The organism is Sporosarcina koreensis (assembly GCF_000826145.2).
In the GTDB taxonomy this organism is placed as follows: domain Bacteria; phylum Bacillota; class Bacilli; order Bacillales_A; family Planococcaceae; genus Sporosarcina; species Sporosarcina trichiuri.
Map to the genome: position 1 here is coordinate 74942 of NZ_LN651334.1, position 25565 is coordinate 100506.

23 protein-coding genes and 1 tRNA gene are annotated in these 25565 nt (G+C 55.3%); 23 read left to right on the forward strand and 1 reads right to left on the reverse strand.

Translation table 11 applies throughout. The annotated features are described in order from the left end of the window. The first annotated feature begins 13 nt into the window (after positions 1 to 13). The 11 genes from pth (at position 14) to BN1190_RS01470 (ending at position 10431) form a co-directional block, all read left to right on the forward strand. On the forward strand, positions 14 to 571 hold the full coding sequence (gene pth, locus BN1190_RS01420) for an aminoacyl-tRNA hydrolase (protein WP_040285247.1): 558 nt from the start codon (positions 14 to 16) through the stop codon (positions 569 to 571). Positions 572 to 642: 71 nt separating this feature from the next. Beyond that, a complete protein-coding gene (locus BN1190_RS01425) occupies positions 643 to 858 on the forward strand; it encodes an anti-sigma-F factor Fin (RefSeq protein ID WP_040285248.1) in 216 nt (71 codons plus the stop codon). A gap of 79 nt (positions 859 to 937) precedes the next feature. Beyond that, positions 938 to 4471 (forward strand): transcription-repair coupling factor, encoded by a 3534-nt coding sequence (gene mfd / locus BN1190_RS01430; RefSeq protein ID WP_040285249.1) that lies wholly within the window; start codon positions 938 to 940, stop codon positions 4469 to 4471. A gap of 82 nt (positions 4472 to 4553) precedes the next feature. Then, positions 4554 to 5090: a stage V sporulation protein T gene (gene spoVT / locus BN1190_RS01435; RefSeq protein ID WP_040285250.1), complete on the forward strand. Its 537-nt coding sequence runs from the start codon at positions 4554 to 4556 to the stop codon at positions 5088 to 5090. Between the two features lie 145 nt (positions 5091 to 5235). Then, on the forward strand, positions 5236 to 6804 hold the full coding sequence (locus BN1190_RS01440; protein WP_244898651.1) for a putative polysaccharide biosynthesis protein: 1569 nt from the start codon (positions 5236 to 5238) through the stop codon (positions 6802 to 6804). 4 nt (positions 6805 to 6808) lie between these two features. Beyond that, positions 6809 to 8281: a nucleoside triphosphate pyrophosphohydrolase gene (gene mazG / locus BN1190_RS01445; protein ID WP_040285252.1), complete on the forward strand. Its 1473-nt coding sequence runs from the start codon at positions 6809 to 6811 to the stop codon at positions 8279 to 8281. Further along, entirely contained in the window at positions 8268 to 8558 is a 291-nt protein-coding gene (locus BN1190_RS01450) for an RNA-binding S4 domain-containing protein (protein WP_040285253.1), read from the forward strand. The genes mazG and BN1190_RS01450 overlap by 14 nt, the downstream gene beginning before the upstream one ends. A gap of 87 nt (positions 8559 to 8645) precedes the next feature. Beyond that, positions 8646 to 8942 (forward strand): sporulation protein YabP, encoded by a 297-nt coding sequence (yabP, locus tag BN1190_RS01455; RefSeq protein WP_040285254.1) that lies wholly within the window; start codon positions 8646 to 8648, stop codon positions 8940 to 8942. Continuing rightward, entirely contained in the window at positions 8939 to 9406 is a 468-nt protein-coding gene (gene yabQ / locus BN1190_RS01460) for a spore cortex biosynthesis protein YabQ (RefSeq protein WP_040285255.1), read from the forward strand. The genes yabP and yabQ overlap by 4 nt, the downstream gene beginning before the upstream one ends. Before the next feature lie 55 nt (positions 9407 to 9461). After that, the gene (locus BN1190_RS01465; RefSeq protein WP_040285256.1) at positions 9462 to 9881 is read left to right on the forward strand and encodes an FtsB family cell division protein; all 420 of its coding nucleotides are present in this window, start codon (positions 9462 to 9464) and stop codon (positions 9879 to 9881) included. Between the two features lie 130 nt (positions 9882 to 10011). After that, the gene (locus BN1190_RS01470; RefSeq protein ID WP_040285257.1) at positions 10012 to 10431 is read left to right on the forward strand and encodes a S1 domain-containing RNA-binding protein; all 420 of its coding nucleotides are present in this window, start codon (positions 10012 to 10014) and stop codon (positions 10429 to 10431) included. A gap of 456 nt (positions 10432 to 10887) precedes the next feature. Here BN1190_RS01470 and BN1190_RS01475 read toward each other — a convergent pair. Then, positions 10888 to 10961, reverse strand: a tRNA-Met gene (locus BN1190_RS01475). Between the two features lie 305 nt (positions 10962 to 11266). Here BN1190_RS01475 and BN1190_RS01480 point away from each other — a divergent pair. The 12 genes from BN1190_RS01480 to lysS all read left to right on the forward strand — a co-directional run bounded on the left by BN1190_RS01480 (position 11267) and on the right by lysS (position 25083). Continuing rightward, complete coding sequence (locus BN1190_RS01480) at positions 11267 to 13687, forward strand: SpoIIE family protein phosphatase (RefSeq protein WP_052461637.1); 2421 nt, start codon at positions 11267 to 11269, stop codon at positions 13685 to 13687. A gap of 25 nt (positions 13688 to 13712) precedes the next feature. After that, complete coding sequence (tilS, locus tag BN1190_RS01485) at positions 13713 to 15116, forward strand: tRNA lysidine(34) synthetase TilS (protein ID WP_040285258.1); 1404 nt, start codon at positions 13713 to 13715, stop codon at positions 15114 to 15116. A 53-nt stretch (positions 15117 to 15169) separates the two neighbouring features. Beyond that, positions 15170 to 15712, forward strand: coding sequence for a hypoxanthine phosphoribosyltransferase (gene hpt, locus BN1190_RS01490; RefSeq protein ID WP_040285259.1), 543 nt, complete (start codon positions 15170 to 15172; stop codon positions 15710 to 15712). Positions 15713 to 15842: 130 nt separating this feature from the next. Next, positions 15843 to 17837, forward strand: coding sequence for an ATP-dependent zinc metalloprotease FtsH (gene ftsH, locus BN1190_RS01495; RefSeq protein ID WP_040285260.1), 1995 nt, complete (start codon positions 15843 to 15845; stop codon positions 17835 to 17837). Positions 17838 to 17945: 108 nt separating this feature from the next. Beyond that, positions 17946 to 18710 (forward strand): type III pantothenate kinase, encoded by a 765-nt coding sequence (locus BN1190_RS01500; RefSeq protein WP_040285261.1) that lies wholly within the window; start codon positions 17946 to 17948, stop codon positions 18708 to 18710. Between the two features lie 14 nt (positions 18711 to 18724). Next, a complete protein-coding gene (gene hslO / locus BN1190_RS01505; protein ID WP_040285262.1) occupies positions 18725 to 19612 on the forward strand; it encodes an Hsp33 family molecular chaperone HslO in 888 nt (295 codons plus the stop codon). Continuing rightward, the gene (locus BN1190_RS01510) at positions 19590 to 20522 is read left to right on the forward strand and encodes a peptidyl-prolyl cis-trans isomerase (RefSeq protein WP_040285263.1); all 933 of its coding nucleotides are present in this window, start codon (positions 19590 to 19592) and stop codon (positions 20520 to 20522) included. Before hslO ends, BN1190_RS01510 begins: the two co-directional genes overlap by 23 nt. Positions 20523 to 20652: 130 nt before the next feature. After that, positions 20653 to 21579, forward strand: a complete 927-nt coding sequence (gene cysK / locus BN1190_RS01515) for a cysteine synthase A (protein WP_040285264.1) — start codon at positions 20653 to 20655, stop codon at positions 21577 to 21579. 119 nt (positions 21580 to 21698) lie between these two features. After that, positions 21699 to 22550, forward strand: coding sequence for a dihydropteroate synthase (gene folP / locus BN1190_RS01520; protein ID WP_040285265.1), 852 nt, complete (start codon positions 21699 to 21701; stop codon positions 22548 to 22550). Positions 22551 to 22566: 16 nt separating this feature from the next. Next, positions 22567 to 22935: a dihydroneopterin aldolase gene (folB, locus tag BN1190_RS01525; RefSeq protein WP_040285266.1), complete on the forward strand. Its 369-nt coding sequence runs from the start codon at positions 22567 to 22569 to the stop codon at positions 22933 to 22935. Next, positions 22932 to 23441, forward strand: coding sequence for a 2-amino-4-hydroxy-6-hydroxymethyldihydropteridine diphosphokinase (folK, locus tag BN1190_RS01530; RefSeq protein ID WP_040285267.1), 510 nt, complete (start codon positions 22932 to 22934; stop codon positions 23439 to 23441). Before folB ends, folK begins: the two co-directional genes overlap by 4 nt. A 133-nt stretch (positions 23442 to 23574) precedes the next feature. Then, entirely contained in the window at positions 23575 to 25083 is a 1509-nt protein-coding gene (lysS, locus tag BN1190_RS01535; RefSeq protein ID WP_040285268.1) for a lysine--tRNA ligase, read from the forward strand. Positions 25084 to 25565 lie beyond the last annotated feature (482 nt).

Sequence of the window (25565 nt, forward strand, 5' to 3'; positions counted from 1 at the left end):
AGAGAGCGTTCCTATGAAAATGATCATCGGACTCGGAAATCCGGGTAAACAATATGAAATGACCCGTCACAATGTCGGTTTTCAAGCGATCGATCTGCTGGCGGAACAGCTGGATGCACCCGCCTTCCAGACGAAATTCAACGGTCTCTATACGACCGTCCGGGCCGGCGGTGAAAAAGTGATGCTCGTGAAACCGCTCACCTATATGAACTTGTCCGGCGAATGCGTGCGGCCGCTGATGGATTACTTCGAAGCGGACGATGAGGACATCGCCGTCATCTATGATGATCTCGATCTTACGCCCGGCAAACTGCGGCTGCGGGCGAAAGGCGGGGCTGGCGGGCATAACGGCGTGAAATCCCTTATTGCCCACTTGGGGACCGACGTGTTCAACCGGGTCAGGATCGGCATCGGCCGTCCGGACGGCCGCATGGCGGTAGCGGATTATGTACTGGGTCCTTTTTCCGAGGATGAACAGCCGCTCATCCGTGAGGCCGTCGAACGCAGCGCCGCTGCCTGCCGCGACTGGCTGGGCAGACCGTTCCTTGAAGTGATGAACGACTATAACTGACCCGCAGGCATAAGCGCTGTCTGTGCTGCCTATACTTGTACAGCATGTACATTTGAAAGGCGGCGATGCGGATGGTCACCTACCGCTGCGGGCATTGCCGGACGGAGATCGGCTCCGTGCCATTTGCGTCCGTGAAGGAAACGATCGCTGAACTGCAGAAATCGGATGACGGGTTCCTGTCCGAGCACGGCCGGGGATCCTTCGAAATCCGCTGTATCTGCGAACAGTGCGAAGACTCGCTGAGCATGTTCCCCGAGTACTATACAGTTGAAAAGTGGCTTCAGTGAGAAGCCTGGCTTTGGCGCCTGCTGCAGGCGCGCAAAGCTTTTTGTGCTTATGCATTTCACGGAGAAAGGACGGATCCGAATGGACTCATTAGTAAACTATTACCGGAAGTCAGCAAAGATCGGGCAATTGGCGGACAAATTGGCGAAAGGCCAGGACCGGCAGCTGCTGACAGGTCTGACAGGAGGCGCAAAGACGCTGTTCTTCCAGACGCTCCAGCAGGAGATCGGCCGCCCGGTGGTCATCGTTTCGCCGAACATGCTGCAGGCACAGCGTACATATGACGATCTCGTCAAACAGCTGGGGGAGGAGTGTGTCCATCTGTATCCGGCAGAGGAACTGATAGCGGCGGACTTTGCATTCGCAAGCTTCGAACTGCGTGCAGGACGGATCGACACGCTCAGCCATCTGGCATCCAAAGGACAAGGCATCTACATCACGCCTGTCGCCGGATTGAAGAAACTGATCCCGACAAAGGGCCGGTTCGCCGCGGGCACCCTTTCCGTATCTGTCGGGGACAGCATCAATATGGACAGCTGGCTGAATCGGCTGACCGGCATGGGGTATGCCCGGAAAGACATGGTCACCGCTCCCGGGGAATTCGCTTTACGGGGCGGAATCCTGGATATCTATCCGCTGACGGCGGACGATCCGATCCGGATTGAGCTGTTCGACACTGATGTCGACTCGATCCGGACATTCTCGGCCGAAGACCAGCGTTCCACGGGCAAGCTGACGGATGTCAGTCTGCAGCCGGCATCCGAATTCTCCTGGTCTGCCGGGGATCTGCTGATAATCGCAGACAAGCTGGAAGCGGCACTTGCCAAGAGTCTGAAAAAAGTCAAAGACGATACAGTCAAAGAGAATCTGCTGGAGACGATCTCCGGGGATATCGAACTGATGAGAGCTGGCGTCCAGCCGGAAAGCATGGTGAAGTACGCCGGCTTCGCGGGGGACCAGGTCACGACCCTCAACACCTACTTGCCGGATGATGCGCTTGTCGTTTTCGATGAAATCAACCGGGTCCAGGAAGGCGCGGCCATGCTTGAGAAAGACGAAGAGGAATGGCGCCTGTCGTTGCTGGAAGAAGGAAAGATCGTACATGACGCGGTGCTGTCTGTACCGTTTGCTGAAGTGCATGCCGCGCTCACTGCCCAAAAGCTGTATACGTCCCTGTTTACACGGACCCTCCCGGGAATTACGGTGAAGGAAGTGCTGTCCTATTCCTGCAAGCCGATGCAGGAGTTCCACGGACAGATGAACCTGCTGAAAGCGGAGACGGAGCGCTGGCAGCATGGCGGCTTCAATGTATTCGTTGTCGCAGAAGGGCGCGACCGGGTCGAAAAAGTCCGGTCCATCCTGGCCGATTATGATATTCAGGCAACCGGGAACGCGGCTGCTGCGGAAGCCGGCATGATCACAGTCATCGACGGCAGTCTCCATGCCGGGTTCGAGCTGCCGCTGCAGCATCTCGCTGTCATCACGGACGGTGAACTGTTCAAAGGGAAACCGAGGCGGAAAGCCCGTCCGCAGAAAATCTCGAACGCGGAACGCATCAAAAACTATTCGGAAATCAAACCCGGTGATTATATCGTGCACGTCCAGCACGGCATCGGTAAGTATTATGGTGTCGTGACCTTGGATGTCGGCGGTGTCAGCAAGGACTATCTCGATATCCGCTACCGCGGCGAAGATAAGCTGTTCGTGCCGGCCGATCAGATCGACCTCGTACAGAAGTATGTCGCATCCGGTGACAAAGAGCCGAAGCTCCACAAGCTCGGCGGGGCGGAATGGAAGAAGACGAAGACGAAAGTGTCAGCAGCCGTGAAAGACATCGCCGATGACCTCATCAAGCTGTATGCGGAGAGGGAAGCCCAGAAAGGGTTCGCCTTCTCGAAAGACGATGACCTGCAGCGGTCCTTCGAAAATGCATTCCCTTATGAAGAGACGGACGATCAGCTCCGGTCCATTGTCGAAGTGAAGCAGGACATGGAGAAGGAACGGCCGATGGACCGGCTGCTCTGCGGGGACGTCGGGTATGGCAAGACGGAAGTGGCCATCCGTGCTGCATTCAAAGCTGTATCGGACGGCAAGCAGGTCGCATTCCTCGTGCCGACGACAATTCTCGCCCAGCAGCATTACGAGACGATGAAGTCGCGGTTCGCCGACTTCCCGATCGAGGTCTCCCTGCTCAACCGGTTCCGGTCGAAAAAACAGCAGACAGAGACCAAGAAAGGACTGAAGAACGGCACGGTCGATATCGTCGTGGGCACACACCGCCTGCTGTCGAAGGACGTTGCCTATCAGGACCTCGGCCTGCTGATCGTCGACGAGGAACAGCGGTTCGGCGTCACACACAAAGAAAAGCTGAAACAGCTGAAGACGAATGTCGATGTACTGACACTCACCGCGACGCCGATTCCGAGAACGCTGCATATGTCGATGATCGGTGTACGCGACCTGTCGATCATCGAAACACCGCCAGCTAACCGGTTCCCTGTCCAGACCTATGTCATGGAGGATAACCTGGCGCTGGTGCGCGAGGCAATTGAGAGGGAGATGTCCCGCGGCGGACAAGTGTTCTACTTGTATAACCGGGTGGAGGATATGACGAAAAAGGTTGATGAGATCCGTCAGCTGGTGCCGGAAGCCCGTGTTGGATTCGCACACGGACAGATGGGGGAAGCGGCGCTGGAAGAGATCATCCTCAGCTTCCTCGAAGGGGAGTATGATGTCCTCGTGACCACGACGATCATCGAGACAGGAATCGATATCCCGAACGTCAATACGCTGCTCGTCCATGACGCCGACCGCATGGGCCTGTCCCAGCTGTATCAGCTGCGGGGCCGTGTCGGACGGTCGAACCGGGTTGCCTATGCCTATTTCCTGTATCAGCGCGACAAAGTGCTGACGGAAGTGGCGGAGAACCGTCTGCAGGCCATCAAGGAATTCACGGAACTCGGCTCCGGATTCAAAATTGCAATGCGTGACCTGTCCATCCGGGGAGCCGGGAACCTGCTCGGATCCCAACAGCACGGATTCATCGATTCGGTCGGGTTCGATCTCTATTCCCAGATGTTGCAGGAAGCCGTGGAGGAGAAACAGACCGGCATCTCGAAAGAAGACCGGCCTGACCTGGAGATCTCCCTGCCGATCAATGCCTATCTGCCGGATACGTACATCAAGGACGGCTACCAGAAGATCCAGATGTATAAACGCGTGAAAGCGATTGAGGGTGAGCAGGATTTCAACGAACTGTGGGACGAAATGACCGACCGGTTCGGCGATCTGCCGTTCGAAGCGGAACTGCTGCTTCGCGTAGGCCGCCTGAAAGCGTGGGGGAAAGAAGCGGGCGTTGCCTCCATCAAAAAACAGCAGTCCGTCATCGAAATCCGGTTCTCCGCTGAAGGGACCGCGAAGACGGACGGTGCGAAACTCGTCTCGGAAACGATGGCCTATGGCCGTGCTGTCGGCTTCACGATGGATGACGGCCGGCTGGTCATCACGATCGATGACCGGAAACTCGGTAAACAGACGGAGTTCGATGTGCTTGAAGCGATCATACAGCTGCTGCGGACAGCCGAGAAAGAAACTGCCGAAGTGGATGCCGGATAGTCCCGTCCCTGCATAAAATGCCCATGCATGAAGCATACTGAGTCCGTAAAGCGGATTTCAATTAGAAAGTGAGGCATCATGCATGAAGGCAACCGGTATTGTCCGCAGGATCGATGACTTGGGAAGGGTGGTCATCCCGAAAGAAATCCGGCGAACGCTCCGGATCCGGGAAGGGGACCCTCTTGAAATTTTTACGGATCGGGACGGCGAAGTCATCCTGAAAAAGTATTCCCCGATTTCCGAACTCGGCCAGTTTGCAGCGGAATATGCAGAAACACTTTATCAGACATTGGGCACGCCGGCACTTATCAGTGACCGGGATGAAATCATCGCGGTGGCCGGTCTTCCGAAGAAGGACTATTTGAATCGGCAGGTGTCTGCCGACGCTGAAGAGCTGCTGAAGCAGCGGGCGATGGTGACGGAAAAAATGGAGAAGACCGTGGAATGGGTGCCGGGACAGACCGAGCATGTGAAATCCTACTGTGTCACTCCGATTGTTGTGAACGGTGATACCATCGGCGCAATCTATTTATTGTCGAAAGTCCACTTTGTCGGGGAAGCCGAACAGAAGACTGCCGAAACGGCCGCCTTGTTTTTAGCCAAACAGATGGAACAGTAATCTGCCTGCACCGCCTGAACCCTTCAGGACGTGCAGGTTTTTTTGTGCGTGCCCCCGGGAAGCTGTCGTTTCAAGCGGGCAGTGGTATAATGGACACCATCCACAAAACGAAAGAGGACTCAGCATGGCAGCAGGCGATTGGAATATGAAAACATTTATGAAAGGCGCGTCAATGCTGACGGTCTCCGCCTTGATTGTCAAACTGCTCGGGGCCGTGTACCGTGTCCCCTTCCAGAACTTGGTCGGGGACAAAGGGTTCTACATTTATCAGCAAGTGTACCCGATCACCGGGATCTTCGTGATCTGGACGACGTACGGTGCGGCGGTTTCCATTTCCAAGCTGCTGGCGGGTACGGAACATCCCGGTGAACGGCGGGCGATCATCAATTTATCGTTCGTCTATCTGAGTGTACTGAGCATACTCGCGTTCGCAGGGCTGCTGACCGGTGCTCAAACGATCGCACGGATGATGGGGGATGCCGCCCTGGCGCCGCTGCTGCGTGCGGGTGCCTATATTTTGCTGGTCATGCCTCTGCTTGCGGTGTACAAGGGGGTCTTCCAATCCAAAGGGGACATGATGCCGATCGCCGTGTCGGGTGTCGGCGAGCAGGGAATCCGCGTCGCCATCATTCTGGCGGGTACGTGGCTCGCGGTTCGTTCGGGCGCGTCGCTGTATACGACAGGGGAGATTGCAGTCATTGGGACCGTGATCGGCCAGGCTGCCGGCGTCCTGATCCTGGCACTCTGGCATCGCCGGTCCGTGCGCGCCAGGCCCGCAGCCATCGACCGGAAACGCGTCATCCGCGAACTGACCGTCGTCAGTGTCAGTCTGAGTGCAAGTTCCCTCATCCTCCTGCTGTATCAGCTGGCGGATGCATTCACGGTACTGAACCTGCTGACAGCGGACAGCATCGATGACACGGCTGCCATGGTCCTGAAAGGGATCTATGACCGCGGCCAGCCGCTGCTGCAGCTCGGCAGCCTGATCGCCACGACGCTCGCGATGGCGATTGTGCCGCTGATCGCGCACCATACGGCAAGAAGCGGAGGACGGAGCGCCTGGCCGTTCGTACAGCTGACGTACCGTGTTGCTGTCTTGTTCGGATTTGCAGCCGCACTCGGTCTTGCGCTTCTGCTGCCTTATGTGAATGTGTTATTGTTTGAAACAAGAGACGGTTCCGGCGCACTTGCGATCTTCTGCCTGCAGATTTTCTGGCTGTCGCTCGTACTGCCGCTCTGTGCAATCCTGCAGGGGGCCGGTTCCGGGAAAGGCCCGGCAGCCTGGCTGGTACTCGGGCTGGCTGTGAAGGTCCTGTCGAATGTCCTGCTCGTCCCTGTATACGGGATTGCCGGGGCAGCGCTTGCCGGCAATATCGGGTTTGCGGTAACAGCGGCGGGTCTGCTTTTACTCTTCAAGAAAACCTGGCCGGCGCGCCTGGCCCCTGCCAGGTTCTATGGCTGGATAGGTGCGGCAGGCGCTGCAATGGCGGCCGTTGTGCTCGCCTGGACAGCGGGAATCGATGCGGCAGGCCTGGCAGGGGACAGCCGGCTGTCTGCAGCACTGTCGGCGTTGCCCGCTGTCGGACTCGGCGCTGCCGTATTCCTGTTCATCATCATGAAGACGCGTGTGCTGGGCGACCGGGATTGGTATTTGTTGCCGTTCGGGAAACGGCTTGCGCGCGTGCAGCTGGTATTGACGAAAAAGAGAAGGTGATTGTATGGAAAAAATAACGATAATCGGCCTTGGTGCCGGTGAACTCGACCAACTGCCGCTTGGCGTCTACAGGAAATTGAAAGCCGCCGGTACGCTCATCGTCCGGACGGATCATCATCCGGCCGTCGACGAGCTGAAAGCGGAAGGTGTCCAGGTGCGGAGTTTCGATGCCGTCTATGAGGCAAATGATTCGTTCGAAGCGGTCTATGAGGAGATTGTCCGGCAGCTGACGGAGCTGGCATCGGAACAGCCGGTTGTATATGCTGTGCCCGGCCATCCGCTCGTTGCGGAACGTACTGTCCAGCTGCTGATCGAGCAGGAACGGGCAGGGAATGCCATCCTGGAGATCGCGGGAGGCAGCAGCTTCCTCGACCCGATCTTTTCGGCACTCCGCATCGATCCGATTGAAGGGTTCCAGCTTTTGGATGCAGCGGACCTGCATCAGGATGATGTGCTGATGCAGCAGCATATCCTGATCGGCCAGGTCTATGATGCGTTCGTCGCTTCGGATGTAAAACTGGCACTGCTCGAGAAATACCCGGTCGAACATCCGGTCACGATTGTGAAGGCGGCCGGGACGTCGCTTGAGCGGGTGCGCACCCTTCCGCTTGTAGAACTCGACCGCGAGACGGAGATCGACAACCTGACGACGGTCTACGTGCCGCCTGTCCCTGAACAGACGGACAGGCTGAAGGAATGGCGGACATTCCGCGCGATCATTGCCGCACTCCGCGGACCGGACGGCTGCCCGTGGGATCGGGAACAGACGCATGAGTCGCTGAAACGATATCTGATAGAAGAAGCGCACGAAGTCCTTGATGCGATCGATCGGGAAGACGATGACGGGCTCATCGAGGAGCTCGGTGATGTGCTGCTGCAGGTCTTCCTGCATGCGCAGATCGGGGAGGATGAAGGCTATTTCGCTATGGAAGACATCCTGCAGGCGGTCGGGGATAAGATGATCCGCAGGCATCCGCATGTTTTCGGGGAAATTGAAGTCGAGGATACAGAGGATGTCCTGACCAATTGGCAGGCCATCAAGGCGGCTGAGAAACCGGAGCGTACCTCCCTGCTCGACGGACAGGCGCTGACAAGCTCGTCCCTGCTGACCTCGTTCAATTACCAGAAGGCGGCAGCCCGGGTCGGATTCGACTGGGAGGATGTAAAAGGAGCATTCGATAAGTTCGAAGAGGAATGGCAGGAATTCAAGGACGAAGTGGCAGAAGGGACGCAGGATACCCGCACGGACGAACTCGGCGACGTGTTCTTCACGCTCGTCAACATCGCCCGGTTCCTGAAGCTCTCACCGGAGGAAGCGATGCAGCATGCCAACCGCAAGTTCAGCACGCGGTTCGGCTACATCGAACAGGCCGTAGCCGCCGGGCGCGGTTCATTCAGCGATTATACACTGGACGAGCTGGAACAATTCTGGCAAGATGCCAAACGGACAGGAGGAACCCAGCATGAGACTCGATAAATTCTTGAAAGTATCCAGGCTTATCAAAAGAAGGACACTCGCAAAACAGGTCGCGGACCAGGGTCGGATCACGATCGACGGGAAAGTCGCGAAAGCATCATCGGATGTGGCACCGGGCAATGAACTCGCCATCCGGTTCGGCCAGAAGATCGTCACCGTCACAGTGAACGAACTGAAAGCCTCCACGAAAAAAGAGGATGCAGCTGCGATGTACACGATCGTCAAAGAAGAAAAACTCGACAAAGTGGAACCGGAATTCGTGGACGATGAAGACTGAGGAGGGCATGACAGGATCTTTTCCTGTCATGTTTTTTATTGGACGCGCATAGGATGGCAGTGTACAAAATCGACAGGAGGACGAACTATGCAAATTCAAACTGAAAGTCCGACGTACACAATCCCATCCGGCGACCACGTCGTCACCATGCGCAACCGGAAACGAATGGATCTCACTTCTGTAAAGACTATCGACCGGTTCGACCAAGAAGAGTTCCTCGTCCGCACGTCCCAGGGAATGCTGACCATCAAAGGAGAAGAATTACGCATCGTCCACTTGGATGTCGACAAAGGCCTTCTCACATTGGAGGGCTCTGTCAGCACACTGCAGTACGATGAAGAAGAGACAGGCTCCCGTAATTTCCTCCATAAATTGTTCGGATGAGCATCTCCGGCCAGTTCCTCAGCCTGCTTGCGATGATCGGTTCAGGGGTCATTGCAGGCGCGTTCATGGACATGATCGGTACAGGGATCGACCGGACGCAGAAAGCATCGTACATCCGGAGGATCTCCGGCCTTCTGGAAGGCGCGGGCTGGCTGCTTGCCGGCTGCTTCGCTTTCGCTGTCCTGTTTGAATACCGTGCGGGCGAGTGGCGGATGTACGATCCGATCGCCCAGCTGGCCGGTCTGCTGCTGTATGCGAGTCTGTTCCATAGACCGTTCCGTCTGTTCGGCAGGCTGGTCATTGTGCTGGTCATCCGGCCGGTCACCTGGATCATCCGGCTGGTATATGTCTGCATCCGGGCAGTGTTCCGCATCCTTTTTACAGTGGTCTACGTCCTATTGGGACCAATCCGGTATATCTATCGCCGTTTTGCCAACTTATCCTTCAAAAAAAGGGCGGCATGACGTATACTGGGGAAAGAACCATCTGTAAATTGTAGTTGAGGGGGCTGTACAGGAGATGGAGCAAAAGGCAAGGAAACTGAATTCCTCATCTGTTGCGTCAATTGAAACTGAATATGTCCGCTCCATGCAGCGCAAAGAGGACTGGCGGCGCAAACAGAAGAAGCGGCTGAAAGTGAAACTGCTCGTGTTTGCGATGATCGCCATCGTCACATTCGGCGGCATTGCGGTCTACAATCATCAGCAGAAGGAATTGCTCGCAGCCAAACAGCTGGAGAAACAGGAATTGATCGAACAGCTCGCCGTGAAGACGGGCGAGCAGGAGCAGCTGAAGAAACAGCTGCTGAAACTGGACGACGAAGAATACATTGCAAAATTGGCCCGGAAAGAGTATTTCGTTTCCAATGAGGGTGAAATCATCTTCTCCCTTCCGGAAGGGAAGAAAAAACTGGACAAAAAAGATGACGGAAAAGAGTAGTCTTATTGACACTCTTTTTTTGTTGGATATAATGAAAGTAGGAATCTTGCGCAGGCAGGACCCGTAAAAACGGTTGCTAGGCTTTCTGAAAGGAAGGCCCGCTTAAATTCTAAGGAGGAGCATTTTTTTTATGTCAATTGAAGTAGGCAGCAAATTAGAGGGTAAAGTGACAGGGATCACTAATTTTGGGGCATTCGTTGAATTGCCGACCGGCGTAACAGGACTTGTCCACATCAGTGAAGTGGCAGACAACTACGTCAAAGATATCAACGACCACTTGAAAGTCGGCGACAAAGTTGAAGTGAAAGTCATGAACGTCGGATCTGACGGCAAAATCGGCCTGTCGATCCGGAAAGCGAAACCGGAATCCGAACGGCCGCAGCGACCGCAGCGACCATCACGCCCTCGTCAGGGAGGACGCGCACCGGAGCGTCCGGAGAATTTCGAGCAGAAAATGGCGAAATTCATGAAGGACAGCGAGGAACGCCTTACGACACTTAAGCGAGCAACTGAGTCCAAACGCGGAGGCCGCGGAGCACGCAGAGGCTGACGCCCGAGTACAAAGGTTGGAACGACCCTTCTGAGCTGTTTCAATACAGGAAAAAATGTCTTATAGATGAAAAGCTGAGTGTGTGCCTGACGGCGCCGCTCAGCTTTTTTCGTTGTCCGGCAGGTGTGTGCTGCAAACAACCGGGCGTTCGGGGAAGCGGGGTTGACGGCTGGGCACGGGCGTGCGGGAGACTGGATTGTGTAAAGTTATGAGCGCATTCGGCTGGTTTATGAGCGGAGTCCAGGGTTTATGATCACTTTACGAGGTTTATGAGCGGAATTCCAAGTTTATGATCACTTTCCGCGGTTTATGATCATAATCCGGGATTTATGATCACTTCCCCCGTTTTATGAGCACCCCTACAATTCCCCCTGGCGGCATCATGATCCGCGAGCAGTCCTAAAGCGCAAAAAAAAGGGCCTGTCATGTCGACAGACCCTTTGTGTGCAATTCGTATAGCGGCGGAGGGGATCGAACCCCCGACCTCACGGGTATGAACCGTACGCTCTAGCCAGCTGAGCTACACCGCCAAATGGATGATCCGCAACCTCTACAGTTGCGACCTTTTACATCATACAGACTGCAGGAATACTTGTCAACGGTTTCCGTACAATTTTCCATAGTGTGCACGAGCAAAGGAGAAATACCCCCGCGCGGCAAAATACGCGCGGCCCGGACCCGGATACGCGCAGCCCGCAAAAATAGCCCACCCACCCTGTCGACAACCTGCACGTAAACCGTCGAAATGTTTTTAGGACCTGGTGCCAGAAAGAGACAAAATATGAAGCCGCCCCCCGGTATACTTAACGGCAATAGGTCATAGGGGGAATGAGAAATGAAGATGGTCAGCAGCAATACAGAGAGAACGATGATGCATCCGCTTCACAGCCTGATCGGATCGATAATGGTACGGAAAGTGCACCTGCTTACATCGCTGTTGTTCGCGGTCGGCTCCTTCTTCTTGGCGCAGGCAGTCCTGTTCGATGCAGCGGTTCCATTTTTGCTGCCGGTTTGGGCACTTGCGGTCATGCGCTACCCGAAGTATATGATTCCGGCATTCGTCGGAGGCATGAGCGGAAGCCTGTTCCTCGGGTTAGGACAGGCCCTGCTGTTCGTGCTGCAGCTGCTTCTGTTCAATGTGGTCATCCGGCATTCATTCACAAGGAAATCGGTGCCGCTCACCGTTGCCGCTACGATCATCGCGGTGCAGGTGTTCTGGCAGCTGATCATGTATGCAGGCCAGCCGCCGCTGACGGTCCAGCTGTCCATCGGATTCGAAGCACTGCTGGCCCTGGTGATGACAATCTTCCTGTTCATCGCCTTCCCACCGGTCGATAAACTGCTGTATTCGCCATGGCGTGCGGAGCAGCTCGGGGCGGCCTGCATCATCGCTGCGATGGCGGCAACCGGGATGGACCGCCTGATGATCGGGCTCGTGTCCGTGCCGGGCGCGCTTCTTTATATGGCGATCCTCATCGCAGCAGTCTCAGGCGGCATCCTGTTCTCCACGACGGTCGCCATGATGATCGCCGCCATTACCGGGATGGCGGAACTGTCATTCACCGGAATGATGACGGTCTACGGCATGACGGGGTTTGCTGCCGGTGCCATGAAAGGGTTCGGGAAGCTGGGGGTGGCAACAGGCGGCTTATTCGCATCGGTCTTTTTCCTGCTGTATGACCTGACGCTGCCGCTCGATCAGACGCATTTCGTGACGATCGGAGCAGCGACATTGTTGTTCTTCTGCATTCCATCAAAACGGCTTGCATCCGTATCGGATATGCTGCAGCCGGAGCGGCAGGATCTCTCCGAGAAACGGCAGCAGTGGCTCGCCCGCCAGCTGGATGAGCAGCTGACGGACTTCCAGCAGTTCGCATCGTTCATGTCGACGATGGTGAATGACCAGTTCCCTGTCCAGGAGACCCAGCAGAAAGCACGTGCAGAGGAGACTCCAATCGCCTGCCGTTCGTGCTTCCGCTATGCGAAGTGCTGGGAATCGAATGACGACAGCATGCCTGCGCTCCTGTCCGAATGGGAGTCGACCTATTCGGCAACGAAAAAGGCGGCCCGGCACCGTGTCGAAGAGAAGATCCGCTATAAATGCGTCCGCCATAACGGGCTGATCGAGGAACTGGAGGAGCGCGGTGCCGACCGTCTGCTGATGGGCCAGCTGCAGCATGGCCGCAAGATGCTGGCACTCCAGCTGCGGGATATGAGCAACCATCTGGAAAAGATGATGAAAGATATCAAAGAGGACGTCACGGTCTATCAGCCATCTGAGGAAGAGCTCGGCAATTGTCTGCGTGCGCAGGATATCGAGTTTTTCCAGATCGATATTTTATCGGAAGAGAAGGGGTCCATGCGGATCGTCTGTTCCATCCCGGAGCGCCGTTCGTCCTTCGAGACCGATACGACGGTTGCGGAACGGCTGATCCTGCCGATCTTGGAAGAGATGTACCAGGAGCCGTTCCAGGTGGAAAAAGCGGTGATGCGGGAGCAGCCGTTCACCCATCTGCAGCTGACGTTCACATCCGCTGTCCGTTTCTCCATGCAGTACGGCGTCGTCGCGACTGCCGGCGGCGGATCACTGTATGCCGGGGATGCGTATGAAGTATTCCCGATCCATGACGGGCTGACGGCGGTGCTGCTGTCGGACGGCATGGGGCAGGATCTCAACGCGTACTATGAAAGCCAGAAAGTGATCCGCCTCATGCGGGAGTGCCTGGACCGCAAGATGGGACCGGAGACAGCGATGCACACCCTGCATTATATGATGGCGCTGAACGGACTGGACGATATGTATGCGACCCTCGATCTAGCGCTGATCGATCTGCAGGACGGGCGGCTCTGGTCGTGGAAAGCAGGTTCCATGAGCACGTATATCAAACGGGGGGATGAATTCCTGCGTGTCGACAGCAAAGCGGTGCCGTTCGGGTTCCTGCCATCCTTTACCGTGGAGGCGAAAAACGAAGAACTGAAATCAGGCGATATCATCGTCATGATGACGGACGGCATTTTCAATGGGGATATTCCGCTGGAGCAGCAGGAACGGTCGCTCTGTCAGACGCTGGAGCGGCATGGCGGGCTGGACTGCGAAGCACTTGCGGACCGCATCATGGGCGAAATGGAAAGGAAGTTCAAAACGACAGCGGATGACCGTACTGTCCTGGTCATGAAGATGGACCATATCGTGCCGAGCTGGTCGAGTGTGAAAGTGCGGACACCATCACTTTTCCGGCAGAAAGTGGTAGTATGAGGGGAAGAGAAGGGGGCGGATGGGTATGGAGAAGACACAACTGCAGAAAGCGACAGACTTCATCCGTGAAAAGGGTCTGTTGCAGAAAGGAGACCGTGTGCTCGTCGCCTGCTCCGGCGGCGTGGACTCCATGGCGCTGCTGCACTATTTAGCAGCCATGCGCCCGGTTTTCGGTTTTGAGACGGCTGCCATACATGTCGATCACTGTCTCCGCGGCGCAGAATCCGCAGAAGACGGTGAAGTGGTGCAGCAGCTTGCGGACCGGCTGGGTGTCCGCTGCCACCGCACTGCCGTCCCTGTACCCGAACTTATGGAAACATCAGGCGGAAACGTCCAGGATGTCTGCCGCAGAGGAAGATATGCGAAATTCAAAGAAGTGATGGCGGAGGGGCGGTATGCTGTGCTTGCTGCTGCCCATCATTCGGAGGATCAGCTGGAGACCGTCCTGATGCAGATCACGAAAGGACAGCGGCCGAAAGGGATGCCCGCCGTCCGGCATCTCGGGGAGGGCCGGCTGATCCGTCCTTTCCTGCAGCTCGGAAAAGCCGATCTCTATGCATATGCAGCGGATCACGATCTTGCCTATCGGGAGGACCCGAGCAATATGAAAGACGACTATACACGCAACCGGTACCGGCATCACGTGCTGCCGGCACTGCTCCGTGAAGAGCCGGCTGCAGCTGTGCAGTCCGTACGGATGACGGAAACACTCCAAGAGGAGGATGACCTTCTTGGCGGCCTTGCGGAAGAGCAGACGGAAAAGCTTATCCGGCATGACGAAAAGGGGAGGCTCTGTATTGAAACGGAGATGTTTTCCGCCATGCACCCTGCTTTACAAAAGAGGACGGTTCCTCTACTATTGAAGTATCTTTACAATGGGGAAACTATACCTGCAATTTACAACGCTTCTCTGGTGAATCAAGTCGTCCGTCAGCTGAACGGGGTGCACGGCAGTGCTGCTGTCCATCTGCCGAAGGGCTGGAGGCTGGAACGGACATATGGCCGTTCCATATTCTTGCGGAACGGACCTGCAGAACGGGGCAGCCATCCCATCTCCTTCCCGGAAAACCAGTGGATCCGATGGGGGGCGTTCCGGCTGCGCTGGTGCCGTGCGTCCGAGGCAGCCGCCGATGAATTGGCGGCTGTTTCGGAATGGCGGTATTTCCGGCCCGCGCCAGAAGGCTTTCCTGCGGAGATCCGGGTCCGGCAGCCGGGAGACCGGATCCGCCTGAAAGGGATGGACACGCCGAAGAAGCTGAGCCGGCTGTTCATCGATGAAAAGATCGGACACTCGCAGCGCGATGAACTGCCCGTTATCATCGCGGAAGACGGCAGTGTCTGTGCGGTGCCTTTCGTCCGGTATGGCGGACGATTCACAAGTGAAGAGCCGGATGGAGAAGCTTACATACTGATGACGGACCGGCAATAGTGCCGGCATCCTCCAGCAGCTCGTTGACCCACAAACCTTAGGAGGAATTATTCATGTTGGAAAAAGATATTCAGGAAGTGCTTATCACGGAAGAACAGCTCCAGGAAAAAGTGGCGGAACTCGGCCAGCAGCTGTCTGACGAGTATAAGGAGAAGTTCCCGCTTGTCATCGGCGTGCTGAAAGGTGCCCTTCCGTTCATGAGCGATCTTATCAAACGGTTCGATGCGTACATAGAACTCGATTTCATGGATGTATCCAGCTACGGGAATGCCACCGTTTCTTCCGGTGAAGTGAAGATCATCAAGGACTTGAATACGAGCATCGAAGGCCGTGACATCATCATCCTCGAGGACATCATCGACAGCGGGAAGACGCTGAAGTATTTGGTGGAGCTGTTCAAGTACCGGAAAGCGAACTCCATCAAAATCGTCACACTGCTCGACAAGCCGACCGGCCGCAAAGTCGATCTGAAAGCGGATATGGTCGGATTCGAAGTGCCGGATGCGTTCGTCGTCGGGTACGGTCTGGACTATGCGGAAAAATACCGCAACCTGCCATATATCGGTGTTCTGAAGAAGGAAATCTACACAACCTGAATACGATGTAAGAGCCTCTGAAAAAGGGAATGGCACTTGCTGTTCTGCAAAGTCATTTCCTTTGTGATTCAAATTGCATATATGATAAGATTGTCAATAGTTTTCTGTTGAAGAAATGAGGAGGCTTGGGATGAATCGAATATTCCGATACTTTCTATTATATGGGCTGATTTTTCTGGCGATCATGGGAATCTTCAGTTCGCTGAACAATCCAAACCCTAAAATGGAAAAGATCCGTTATGACGAATTTCTCACAGCATTAGAACAAGGGAAAGTGGAACGAGCCGAATTTCAGCCTGTCCAGCTTGTCTATGAAGTAAAAGGGCATATGAAAGGCGCAAAGAAAGACGAGACGTTCACGACCAACGTTCCGATGAATGATGAGACGACTATGAGCGATATCCGTGATCTTGCGAAAACAACGAAAACGGAAGTGGATATCCTGCCGGCACCTGAAACGAGTGCCTGGGTATCCTTCTTCACCGGCTTGGTGCCATTTATCATCATCATCATCCTGTTCTTCTTCCTGCTGAACCAGGCGCAGGGCGGCGGCGGTGGCGGAAAAGTGATGAATTTCGGGAAAAGCAAAGCGAAATTGCACTCCGATGACCGCAAGAAAGTCCGCTTCACCGATGTTGCCGGAGCGGATGAAGAGAAACAGGAACTTGTCGAAGTCGTCGACTTTCTGAAAGATCCGCGGAAATTCGCGGAAGTCGGCGCACGTATTCCGAAGGGGATCCTGTTAGTAGGACCTCCGGGTACCGGGAAAACCCTCCTGGCCCGTGCTGTAGCAGGGGAAGCCGGCGTGCCGTTCTTCTCGATCTCCGGTTCGGACTTCGTGGAAATGTTCGTCGGTGTCGGTGCATCCCGTGTGCGTGACTTGTTCGAAAATGCGAAGAAAAATGCACCATGTATCATTTTCATCGATGAAATCGACGCAGTCGGACGCCAGCGGGGCGCAGGCCTCGGCGGCGGTCATGATGAGCGTGAACAGACGCTCAACCAGCTGCTTGTCGAAATGGATGGCTTCGGCGAAAACGAAGGCATCATCATTGTCGCTGCAACGAACCGTCCGGATATCCTGGACCCGGCACTTCTGCGTCCAGGCCGTTTCGACCGTCAGATCACAGTCGGCCGCCCGGATGTCAAAGGCCGCGAGGCTGTACTCAAAGTGCATGCACGCAACAAGCCGCTCGATGAAACTGTCAACCTGAAGGCGCTCGCACAGCGGACCCCTGGATTCTCAGGAGCCGATCTTGAGAACCTCCTGAACGAGGCGGCGCTCGTTGCGGCCCGCCGCAACAAGACGACGATCGACATGGCGGATATCGATGAAGCGACAGACCGGGTCATTGCGGGTACCGCCAAGACAAGCCGTGTCATTTCCGAGAAGGAACGCCGCATTGTCGCAAACCACGAAGCAGGCCACGTCGTCGTAGGACTCATCCTGGATGACGCGGAGATCGTCCACAAAGTGACGATCGTGCCGCGCGGCCAGGCAGGCGGCTATGCGGTCATGCTGCCGAAGGAAGACCGGTACTTCATGACGAAGCCGGAACTCCTCGACAAGATCGCGGGTCTCCTCGGCGGCCGGGTTTCCGAAGAGATCGTTCTCGGCGAAGTGTCCACTGGTGCGCATAATGACTTCCAGCGGGCGACCGGCATTGCGCGCTCCATGGTGACGGAGTACGGGATGAGCGACAAACTCGGACCGATGCAATTCGGCCAGCAGCAGGGCGGCAACGTCTTCCTCGGCCGTGACTTCAACTCCGAGCAGAACTATTCCGATTCCATCGCGTATGAAATCGATCAGGAAATGCAGTCGATCATCAAAGGTGAATACGAGCGGACGAAACGGATCCTTACGGAGAACCGCGACCTGCTCGATCTGATCGCAAAAACGCTCCTCGAAGTGGAAACACTCGACGCCGAGCAGATCAACCACCTGAAAGATCACGGCACGCTGCCTGACCGTCCGTACGACCGGAAAGAAGTCGGTGAAGATGCGGATGCCAATCCGGATGTCACCGGTGCACCGGCAGATCCATCTGTCGGCAACCTGCCGGACAGCTCAGGTCCTGAAGAAGCACCTGGCTCGATGGACGAGAAACGAAACGACTTTTAATCATCAGCAGCTGGCTGTCCGCCATGAGACAGCCAGCTGTTTTTTTTGAAAAGATGTATGGTATGATGTGAGGGAAAAAAGACTATTGAGAACAGTGAGGAATGGGACATGCTCTTAGTTTTGGATACAGGCAATACGAACATCGTACTGGGCGTCTACGAAGGGGATGGCCTGAAGCATCATTGGCGTATGGAGACCTACCGCCAAAAGACCGAAGATGAGTACGCCATGCAGGTGAAATCGTTGTTTGCGCATGTCGGTCTTGAGTTCTCGGACATTTCAGGGATCATCATTTCGTCCGTTGTACCGCCTGTCATGCATCCGCTGGAACAGATGTGTAAAAAGTATTTCAAACAGGAACCTGTCATTGTCGGTCCGGGGGTGAAAACGGGCCTGAACATAAAGTATGAAAACCCACGGGAAGTCGGGGCGGACCGGATTGTCAACGCGGTGGCGGCGATACATGAATACGGCAGTCCGCTTATCATCGTAGATTTCGGCACCGCGACGACTTATTGTTATATCAACGAACGGGCAGAGTATATGGGAGGAGCCATCGCGCCGGGTGTCAGCATTTCCATGGAAGCACTGTTCGACCGCGCCTCCAAACTTCCGCGAGTGGAACTCACCCGTCCTGAACACGTCGTCGGGAAGAACACAGTGTCCGCCATGCAGGCAGGCATCCTGTACGGCTACGTCGGACAAGTGGAAGGTCTCGTCAACCGGATGAAAAACGCCGGCCGGGAGAATCCGACAGTCATTGCCACCGGCGGGCTTGCTCCGCTGATCGGCAAGGAGACCGAAGTGATCGATGTCATCGATGAGTTCCTGACATTGAAGGGGCTGAAACTGATTTACGAACGCAACCGATAAGGAGAGATAGGCAGATGAATGATTACTTAGTAAAAGCACTGGCGTTCGGAGGGACCATCCGCGCATACGCCGCAACCACAACGGGAGCGGTCGGTGAAATGCAGCGGCGTCATTATTCATGGCCGACTGCGACCGCAGCCATCGGCCGGACGATGACAGCGACAGTCATGATGGGTGCCATGCTGAAAGGCGACGACAAACTGACTGTCAAACTGGATGGCGGCGGACCCCTCGGGGCCATCGTCACCGACGCGGACGCGCATGGCCATATCCGCGGCTATGCCATTAATCCGCAGACGCACTTCGACTTGAATGCCCAAGGGAAACTCGACGTCCGGCGCGCTGTCGGAACGGACGGCTTGCTGACGGTCGTCAAAGATCTCGGACTCCGGGATATGTTCACCGGCCAGACGCCGATTGTATCTGGCGAAGTGGCGGAAGACTTCACGCAGTACTTCGTCGTGTCAGAGCAGGTGCCTTCCGCAGTAGCACTCGGTGTCCTGGTGAACCCGGACAACACGGTGAAAGCGTCGGGCGGTTTCATTATCCAAGTGATGCCGGGAGCCGAGGACGAAACCATTACGGAACTGGAGACGCGTATCAGCCGTATGGAGCCGATCTCAAAAATGATCGACCGCGGGCTGTCTCCGGAGCAGGTGCTCGAAGAAGTGCTGGGTGCTGACATTGTACAGATTGTCGATAAGATGGACGTGAACTTCCATTGCAGCTGCTCGAAAGACCGCTTCGGCACGGCCATCAAGAGTCTGGGGGAAGCGGAAATCCTCCAGATGATCGCTGAAGATGGCCAGGCGGAGGCGGAATGCCATTTCTGTCTGGAAACGTATACGTACTCCAAAGAAGAATTAGAGGAATTTGTCGATGAACTCCGGGCGGGTTCCTGACCGTTCAGGAGGCGCACAGCCGAAGCGCAGACTGAAGACAGGGCCTCTGCTGCTCCTGATCGCCATCCTGGCGGCAGGGAACCTCCTGTGGTTCATCGGCTGGCTCATACCCGACAAGGCGGAAAGCCCGTTCGAGGCGGGCGAGGAAGTGGCCTCCGTCGCAGGCAAACCGATCACCCGTGAGGAATGGATGATGGCGATGGAGCAGGAAGTCGGACGCGATGTCCTGCTTGGACTGGTCAATGAGCGGGTCATGGAGACAGCGGCTGACGAGTACAAGATCAAAGTCACCGACGAGGAAGTGGACCGGGAACTTGCACTGCTGTCGTCATCTGACGGCAAAGCCTATACCGGGCTGGATGCGGAACAGATGAGAAAGAAAGTGCGTTCCGATCTCATCCTGGACAGTGTCCTGACAAAAGATATCGTGGTCGAGGACGAAGCGGTGTCCGCTTATTACAAGAAGAACAAAGACCAATATGAAATCCCTTCGGCGCATCGTACATCGCTTCTCGCGGCGTCCACCAAGGAGGATGCCGAGCAGGCGGCGGCCGAGCTGAAAGGCGGGTCAAGTTTCTCTGTGCTTGCGAAGGAGCGGTCCGTCGATCCGGCCTCGGCATCCATCGGCGGCGACCTCGGCTTTATCAGCAGCCGCTCCGAAGAGACCGACCCGGCGATCGTCAAACAGGTCGAGTCCATGAAAGCAGGGGACACAAGCGGTATCATCCGGCTCTCTGACGGCACATATGGAATTCTGCATGTAAAAGATGTGCTGAAGGGCAGATCGTTCAAATTGAAAGACGTTAAGGAGCATATCCGAAGGGAACTCGCACTTCAGCAGCTTTCCCAGTCGGTCACGCCGGAAACATTCTGGCAGGAATTCGATGCTCATTGGTTTTATGGAAACTGAAGGACTCCGCATTTTTGCGGGGTTTTTTTAATGCGGGAAGGGATAGAGATGTTTGACAACTGTCACAATACTCTTGTACACTGAATACAGTACAAAACCTACCTACTAACTAGGAATTGGAGTGTTCGAGATGAAAAACATTGGAAATTCAGTAGCGGATCTGGTCGGCCGGACGCCTTTGGTCAAGCTGAACCGTCTGGTGGGACCTGATGACGCAGATGTCTATTTGAAATTGGAGTATTTCAATCCGGGCTCCAGTGTCAAGGACCGGATCGCACTTGCGATGATTGAGGCAGCGGAACAGTCGGGAGAATTGAAGGAAGGCGGAACGCTGATCGAGCCGACGAGCGGCAATACCGGAATCGGGCTGGCGATGATTGCTGCAGCGAAAGGCTACAAAGCTGTCCTCGTCATGCCGGATACGATGAGTCTCGAGCGGCGCAACCTGCTGCGCGCATACGGAGCCGAGCTGGTTCTCACACCTGGCGCCGAAGGGATGAAAGGCGCCATTGCCAAAGCGGAGCAGCTGGCTGAGGAAAAGGGCTGGTTCCTTCCGCAGCAATTCAACAACGAGGCGAATCCGGAAGTCCACCGTCTGACGACAGGACCTGAAATTGCTGATGCACTGGAACAGGTCGATGCATTCGTTTCAGCGGTCGGCACAGGCGGAACAATCACAGGTGTCGGCAGTGTGCTGAAAGAGCGTTTCCCCGGTGTGAAGATCATCGCCGTGGAGCCGACCGACTCGGCAGTGCTGTCCGGAGGGAAGCCGGGCCCCCACAAAATTCAGGGGATCGGTGCCGGCTTCGTGCCCAAAGTGCTCGATACAGACATTTACGATGACATCACGCAAGTCACGAACGATGAATCGTATCAATATGCCCGGAGACTTGCGAAAGAGGAAGGGATTCTCGGAGGGGTTTCATCAGGAGCGGCCGTGTTTGCAGCCCTGAAAGCGGCACGGGAACTCGGCAAAGGAAAAACCGTCGTTGCGATTCTTCCGTCAAATGGCGAACGGTATTTGAGTACACCGCTCTATCAATTCGAAGAAGAATAAGGTATACGGGAAAAGGGGGGAGCGGACTGCTTCCCCCTTTTTGTGCATTTCATTAGAAAAAGCGGCAGGCAGCCAGTAAACTGGGGAGTACGAGTGTAGACAGACGGGAGAGGAACCGCATGAGATTGCAACATGCAAAGAAGATCTATCAGCTTGGGGATACCTTCATCGATTTCCAGAACGAAACGGTCGTTATGGGCATACTGAACGTAACGCCGGATTCGTTCTCGGACGGCGGCCGCTACAGCCGGACGGACGCGGCGCTGCGGCATGCGGAAGAAATGGTTGCTGCCGGTGCGAAGATCATCGACATCGGCGGGGAATCGACGCGCCCGGGCCACACACCTGTGCCGCTTGAGGAAGAGCTGGCCCGCACGATCCCGATCATCGAGGCGCTTAGCGCGGAATTCGGCTGTGCATTGTCGATCGATACATACAAAGCGGATGTGGCGGAAGCGGCCCTCGCAGCAGGCGCCCATATCATCAACGACGTCTGGGGGGCGAAACGGGAACCCAGGATTGCTGAAGTGGCGGCAGCCTGCGATGCGCCGATCATCCTGATGCATAACCGTGAACAAGCTGTCTATGATGGGGAGCTGGGTGATGAACTGATTACGGATATGGAAGAAAGTATTGCGATTGCGGAACAGGCGGGAGTGGAGGCCGGAAACATCTGGCTCGATCCGGGTATCGGATTCGCAAAAGACGTCCGGCAGAACATCGAAGCGATGCAGAGTCTCGGCCGGTTGTCGGAACTCGGCTACCCGGTGCTGCTCGGGACATCGAAAAAGTCTCTGGTCGGCCGTGTCCTTGATCTGCCTGTCGATCAGCGGTTGGAAGGGACGGGGGCGACTGTCTGCTACGGCGTCGAACACGGCTGCCATATTGTCCGGGTGCATGACGTGGAACCGATTGCCCGGATGGTCAGAATGATGGATGTGCTGACAGGAAAACAGCATTATACCGAGTGAGAAGGGGGCGGAACGATTGGACTTCATTCATATAAACGAAATGCAGTTCTACGGCTATCATGGCGCGCTGGCAGAAGAGACGGTTCTCGGCCAGCGGTTCACCATATCGGTGACACTGGCTGCGGATCTGCAGCAGGCAGGCAGGACGGATGATCTCTCCGCGACAGTGAACTATGCAGAGGTCTACGAGACGGTCCGCAGTATTGCGGAAGGTGAGCCGGTGAAGCTGATAGAGACTGTAGCCGAGCGGGTTGCGGCAAAGCTTCTGACGGATTATCAGGAGCAGGTGAGCGGTGTGCGCGTGAAAGTCGTGAAACCCGATCCGCCGATCCCGGGACACTATGCATCCGTGGCAGTCGAGGTCGAGAGGGGGCAGCTGCGTTGAATACAGCCTATCTGTCCATCGGTACAAACATGGGAGACCGGGAAGCGAACCTGGCGCGTGCGGTGGATCTGCTGCGCGCAGCGGACGGCGTCGGGTCGGCTGTCGTCTCGTCGATCTATGAGACAGCGCCGGTCGGACTGACCGAGCAGGCGGACTTCCTCAATGTCGCTGTCCGGGTCGAGACGTCTTTGTCTGCCGGTGAGCTGCTGGAGGTGTGCCAGCGGATCGAACAGGAGCTAGGACGCGTCCGTACAGTACGGTGGGGACCGCGGACAGCAGATCTCGACATCCTTCTGTATAATGAAGAAAGAATGGATACGGAAACACTGACAATTCCGCATCCGCGTATGCATGAACGCGCATTTGTGCTGATACCGCTTGCAGAACTCGCTCCGGACGTGCAGGAACCCGGCAGCGGCCGCCCATATCGCGAAATGCCTGCAGCGGCGGAAGGCGGTGTCAGGCTGTGGAAAGCAGCGGATACCGGCTGGAATGGCAAAGAATGAACTCTGCCCCGGCACCGGATCATCTTGCGAAGGAGAGACCGCTTAGCAAGCGGCTTTTTTTACGCAGCGGATTTGTGTACAATGGACATAGTACACGCTGTAAACGCACGACCAATCTAGAGGAGTGAACAGGATGTCGAATAACGAAGAATTGAATGACCAGCTTCAGGTCAGACGCCAGAAGATGGAAGATATACGGAACAGCGGCCAAGACCCTTTCGGCGCACGGTTTGAACGGACACACTTATCGAACGAACTGAACGGGACGTACGGTGAGCTGTCAAAAGAAGAATTAGATGAAACGCCGCATCACACGAAAATCGCCGGCCGTATCATGACGAAACGCGGGAAAGGGAAAGCGGGCTTCGCGCACATCCAGGACCTCGGCGGCCAGATTCAGATCTACGTTCGCCAGGATGCTGTCGGTGAAGAGGCGTACAAGCTGTTCACGATGGCGGATCTGGGAGATATCGTCGGGATAGAAGGGACAGTATTCAAAACCAAGGTAGGAGAACTTTCCATTAAGGCACAAGGATTCACGTTCCTGTCGAAAGCGCTCCGTCCCCTCCCTGAAAAGTATCATGGACTGCAGGATATCGAGCAGCGCTACCGCCAGCGCTACCTGGACCTGATCTCCACGGAAGGCAGCAAAGAGACCTTCATCCTGCGCAGCCGCATCATCCAGGCGATGCGCCGTTACCTGGATGACCAGGGCTTTTTGGAAGTTGAAACACCGATGCTCCACTCCATTGCAGGGGGCGCAGCAGCCCGTCCGTTCATCACGCACCACAACACACTGGACATGACACTGTATATGCGTATCGCAATCGAGCTGCACCTGAAGCGTCTGATCGTCGGAGGACTCGAGAAAGTCTATGAAATCGGGCGTGTCTTCCGGAACGAGGGGATCTCCACTCGCCACAATCCGGAGTTCACGATGATCGAACTGTATGAAGCCTATGCCGATTACAACGATATCATGGAACTGACGGAAAACCTGATCGCCCATATTGCGCAAGAAGTACTCGGTACATCGGAAGTGCAGTACGGGGAAGACACCATCAATCTGTCACCGGGCTGGAAGCGGCTCCACATGGCGGATGCCGTGAAGGAATACACAGGTGCGGACTTCTGGAAGCAAATGACGAAGGAAGAAGCACATGCACTGGCAAAAGAACATGGTGTCGAAGTGCAGCCGTCGATGGAAGCGGGGCATGTGCTGAATGAATTCTTCGAACAGAAAGTCGAGGAGCAGCTGGTGCAGCCGACCTTCATCTATGGTCACCCTGTTGAAATCTCGCCGCTGGCCAAGAAGAATCCTGAAGACAGCCGGTTCACAGATCGGTTTGAATTGTTCATCGTCCGTCGGGAGCATGCAAATGCCTTCACGGAGCTGAATGATCCGATTGACCAGCGCCAGCGTTTCGAAGCGCAATTGGTGGAGAAAGAGCAGGGGAATGATGAGGCGCATGAGATGGATGAGGATTTCATCGAAGCACTCGAGTATGGTCTTCCGCCGACGGGAGGTCTAGGCATCGGCGTAGATCGTCTTGTGATGCTGCTGACGAATTCCCAGTCGATCCGGGATGTCCTCCTGTTCCCGCAGATGCGATCAAAAGATCAGCCATCTAAAAAGGACTGATCATAAAGCTAGGAGCATCCCGATTCCCGGGGTGCTTTTTTATTGGCAAAAAACACTTGCATAGTTTCCGAATGCGTGGTAAATTATTAAACGCTGCTTTTCACATAAGCCGCCGAGGAAAACGATCATCTATTTCTCATCAATTTAATTGTTGACATGATCGATTGTGGGTGGTATTATTAAAAAGTTGCTGAAAACAACAAGCATCAATTCAACAGCGTGATAAGCGTTGAAAACTTCTTTGATGGATACTATCTCGGATGTAAATGAAATAGTAAGACATTGAAAAAAGTTGTTGACAGCGAGGGTACAGGATGATATACTGTAAGAGTTGCTGAAAACAACAAATAAACAACATGAACCTTGAAAACTGAACAGCAAAATGTCAACGAATCAACGTTTGGGAAGCCGACCCCGTCGGCGGAACAGACAAAACCAGATCAACAGATCTGATAGACATCTTAAATGATGCCAGCAAGAAT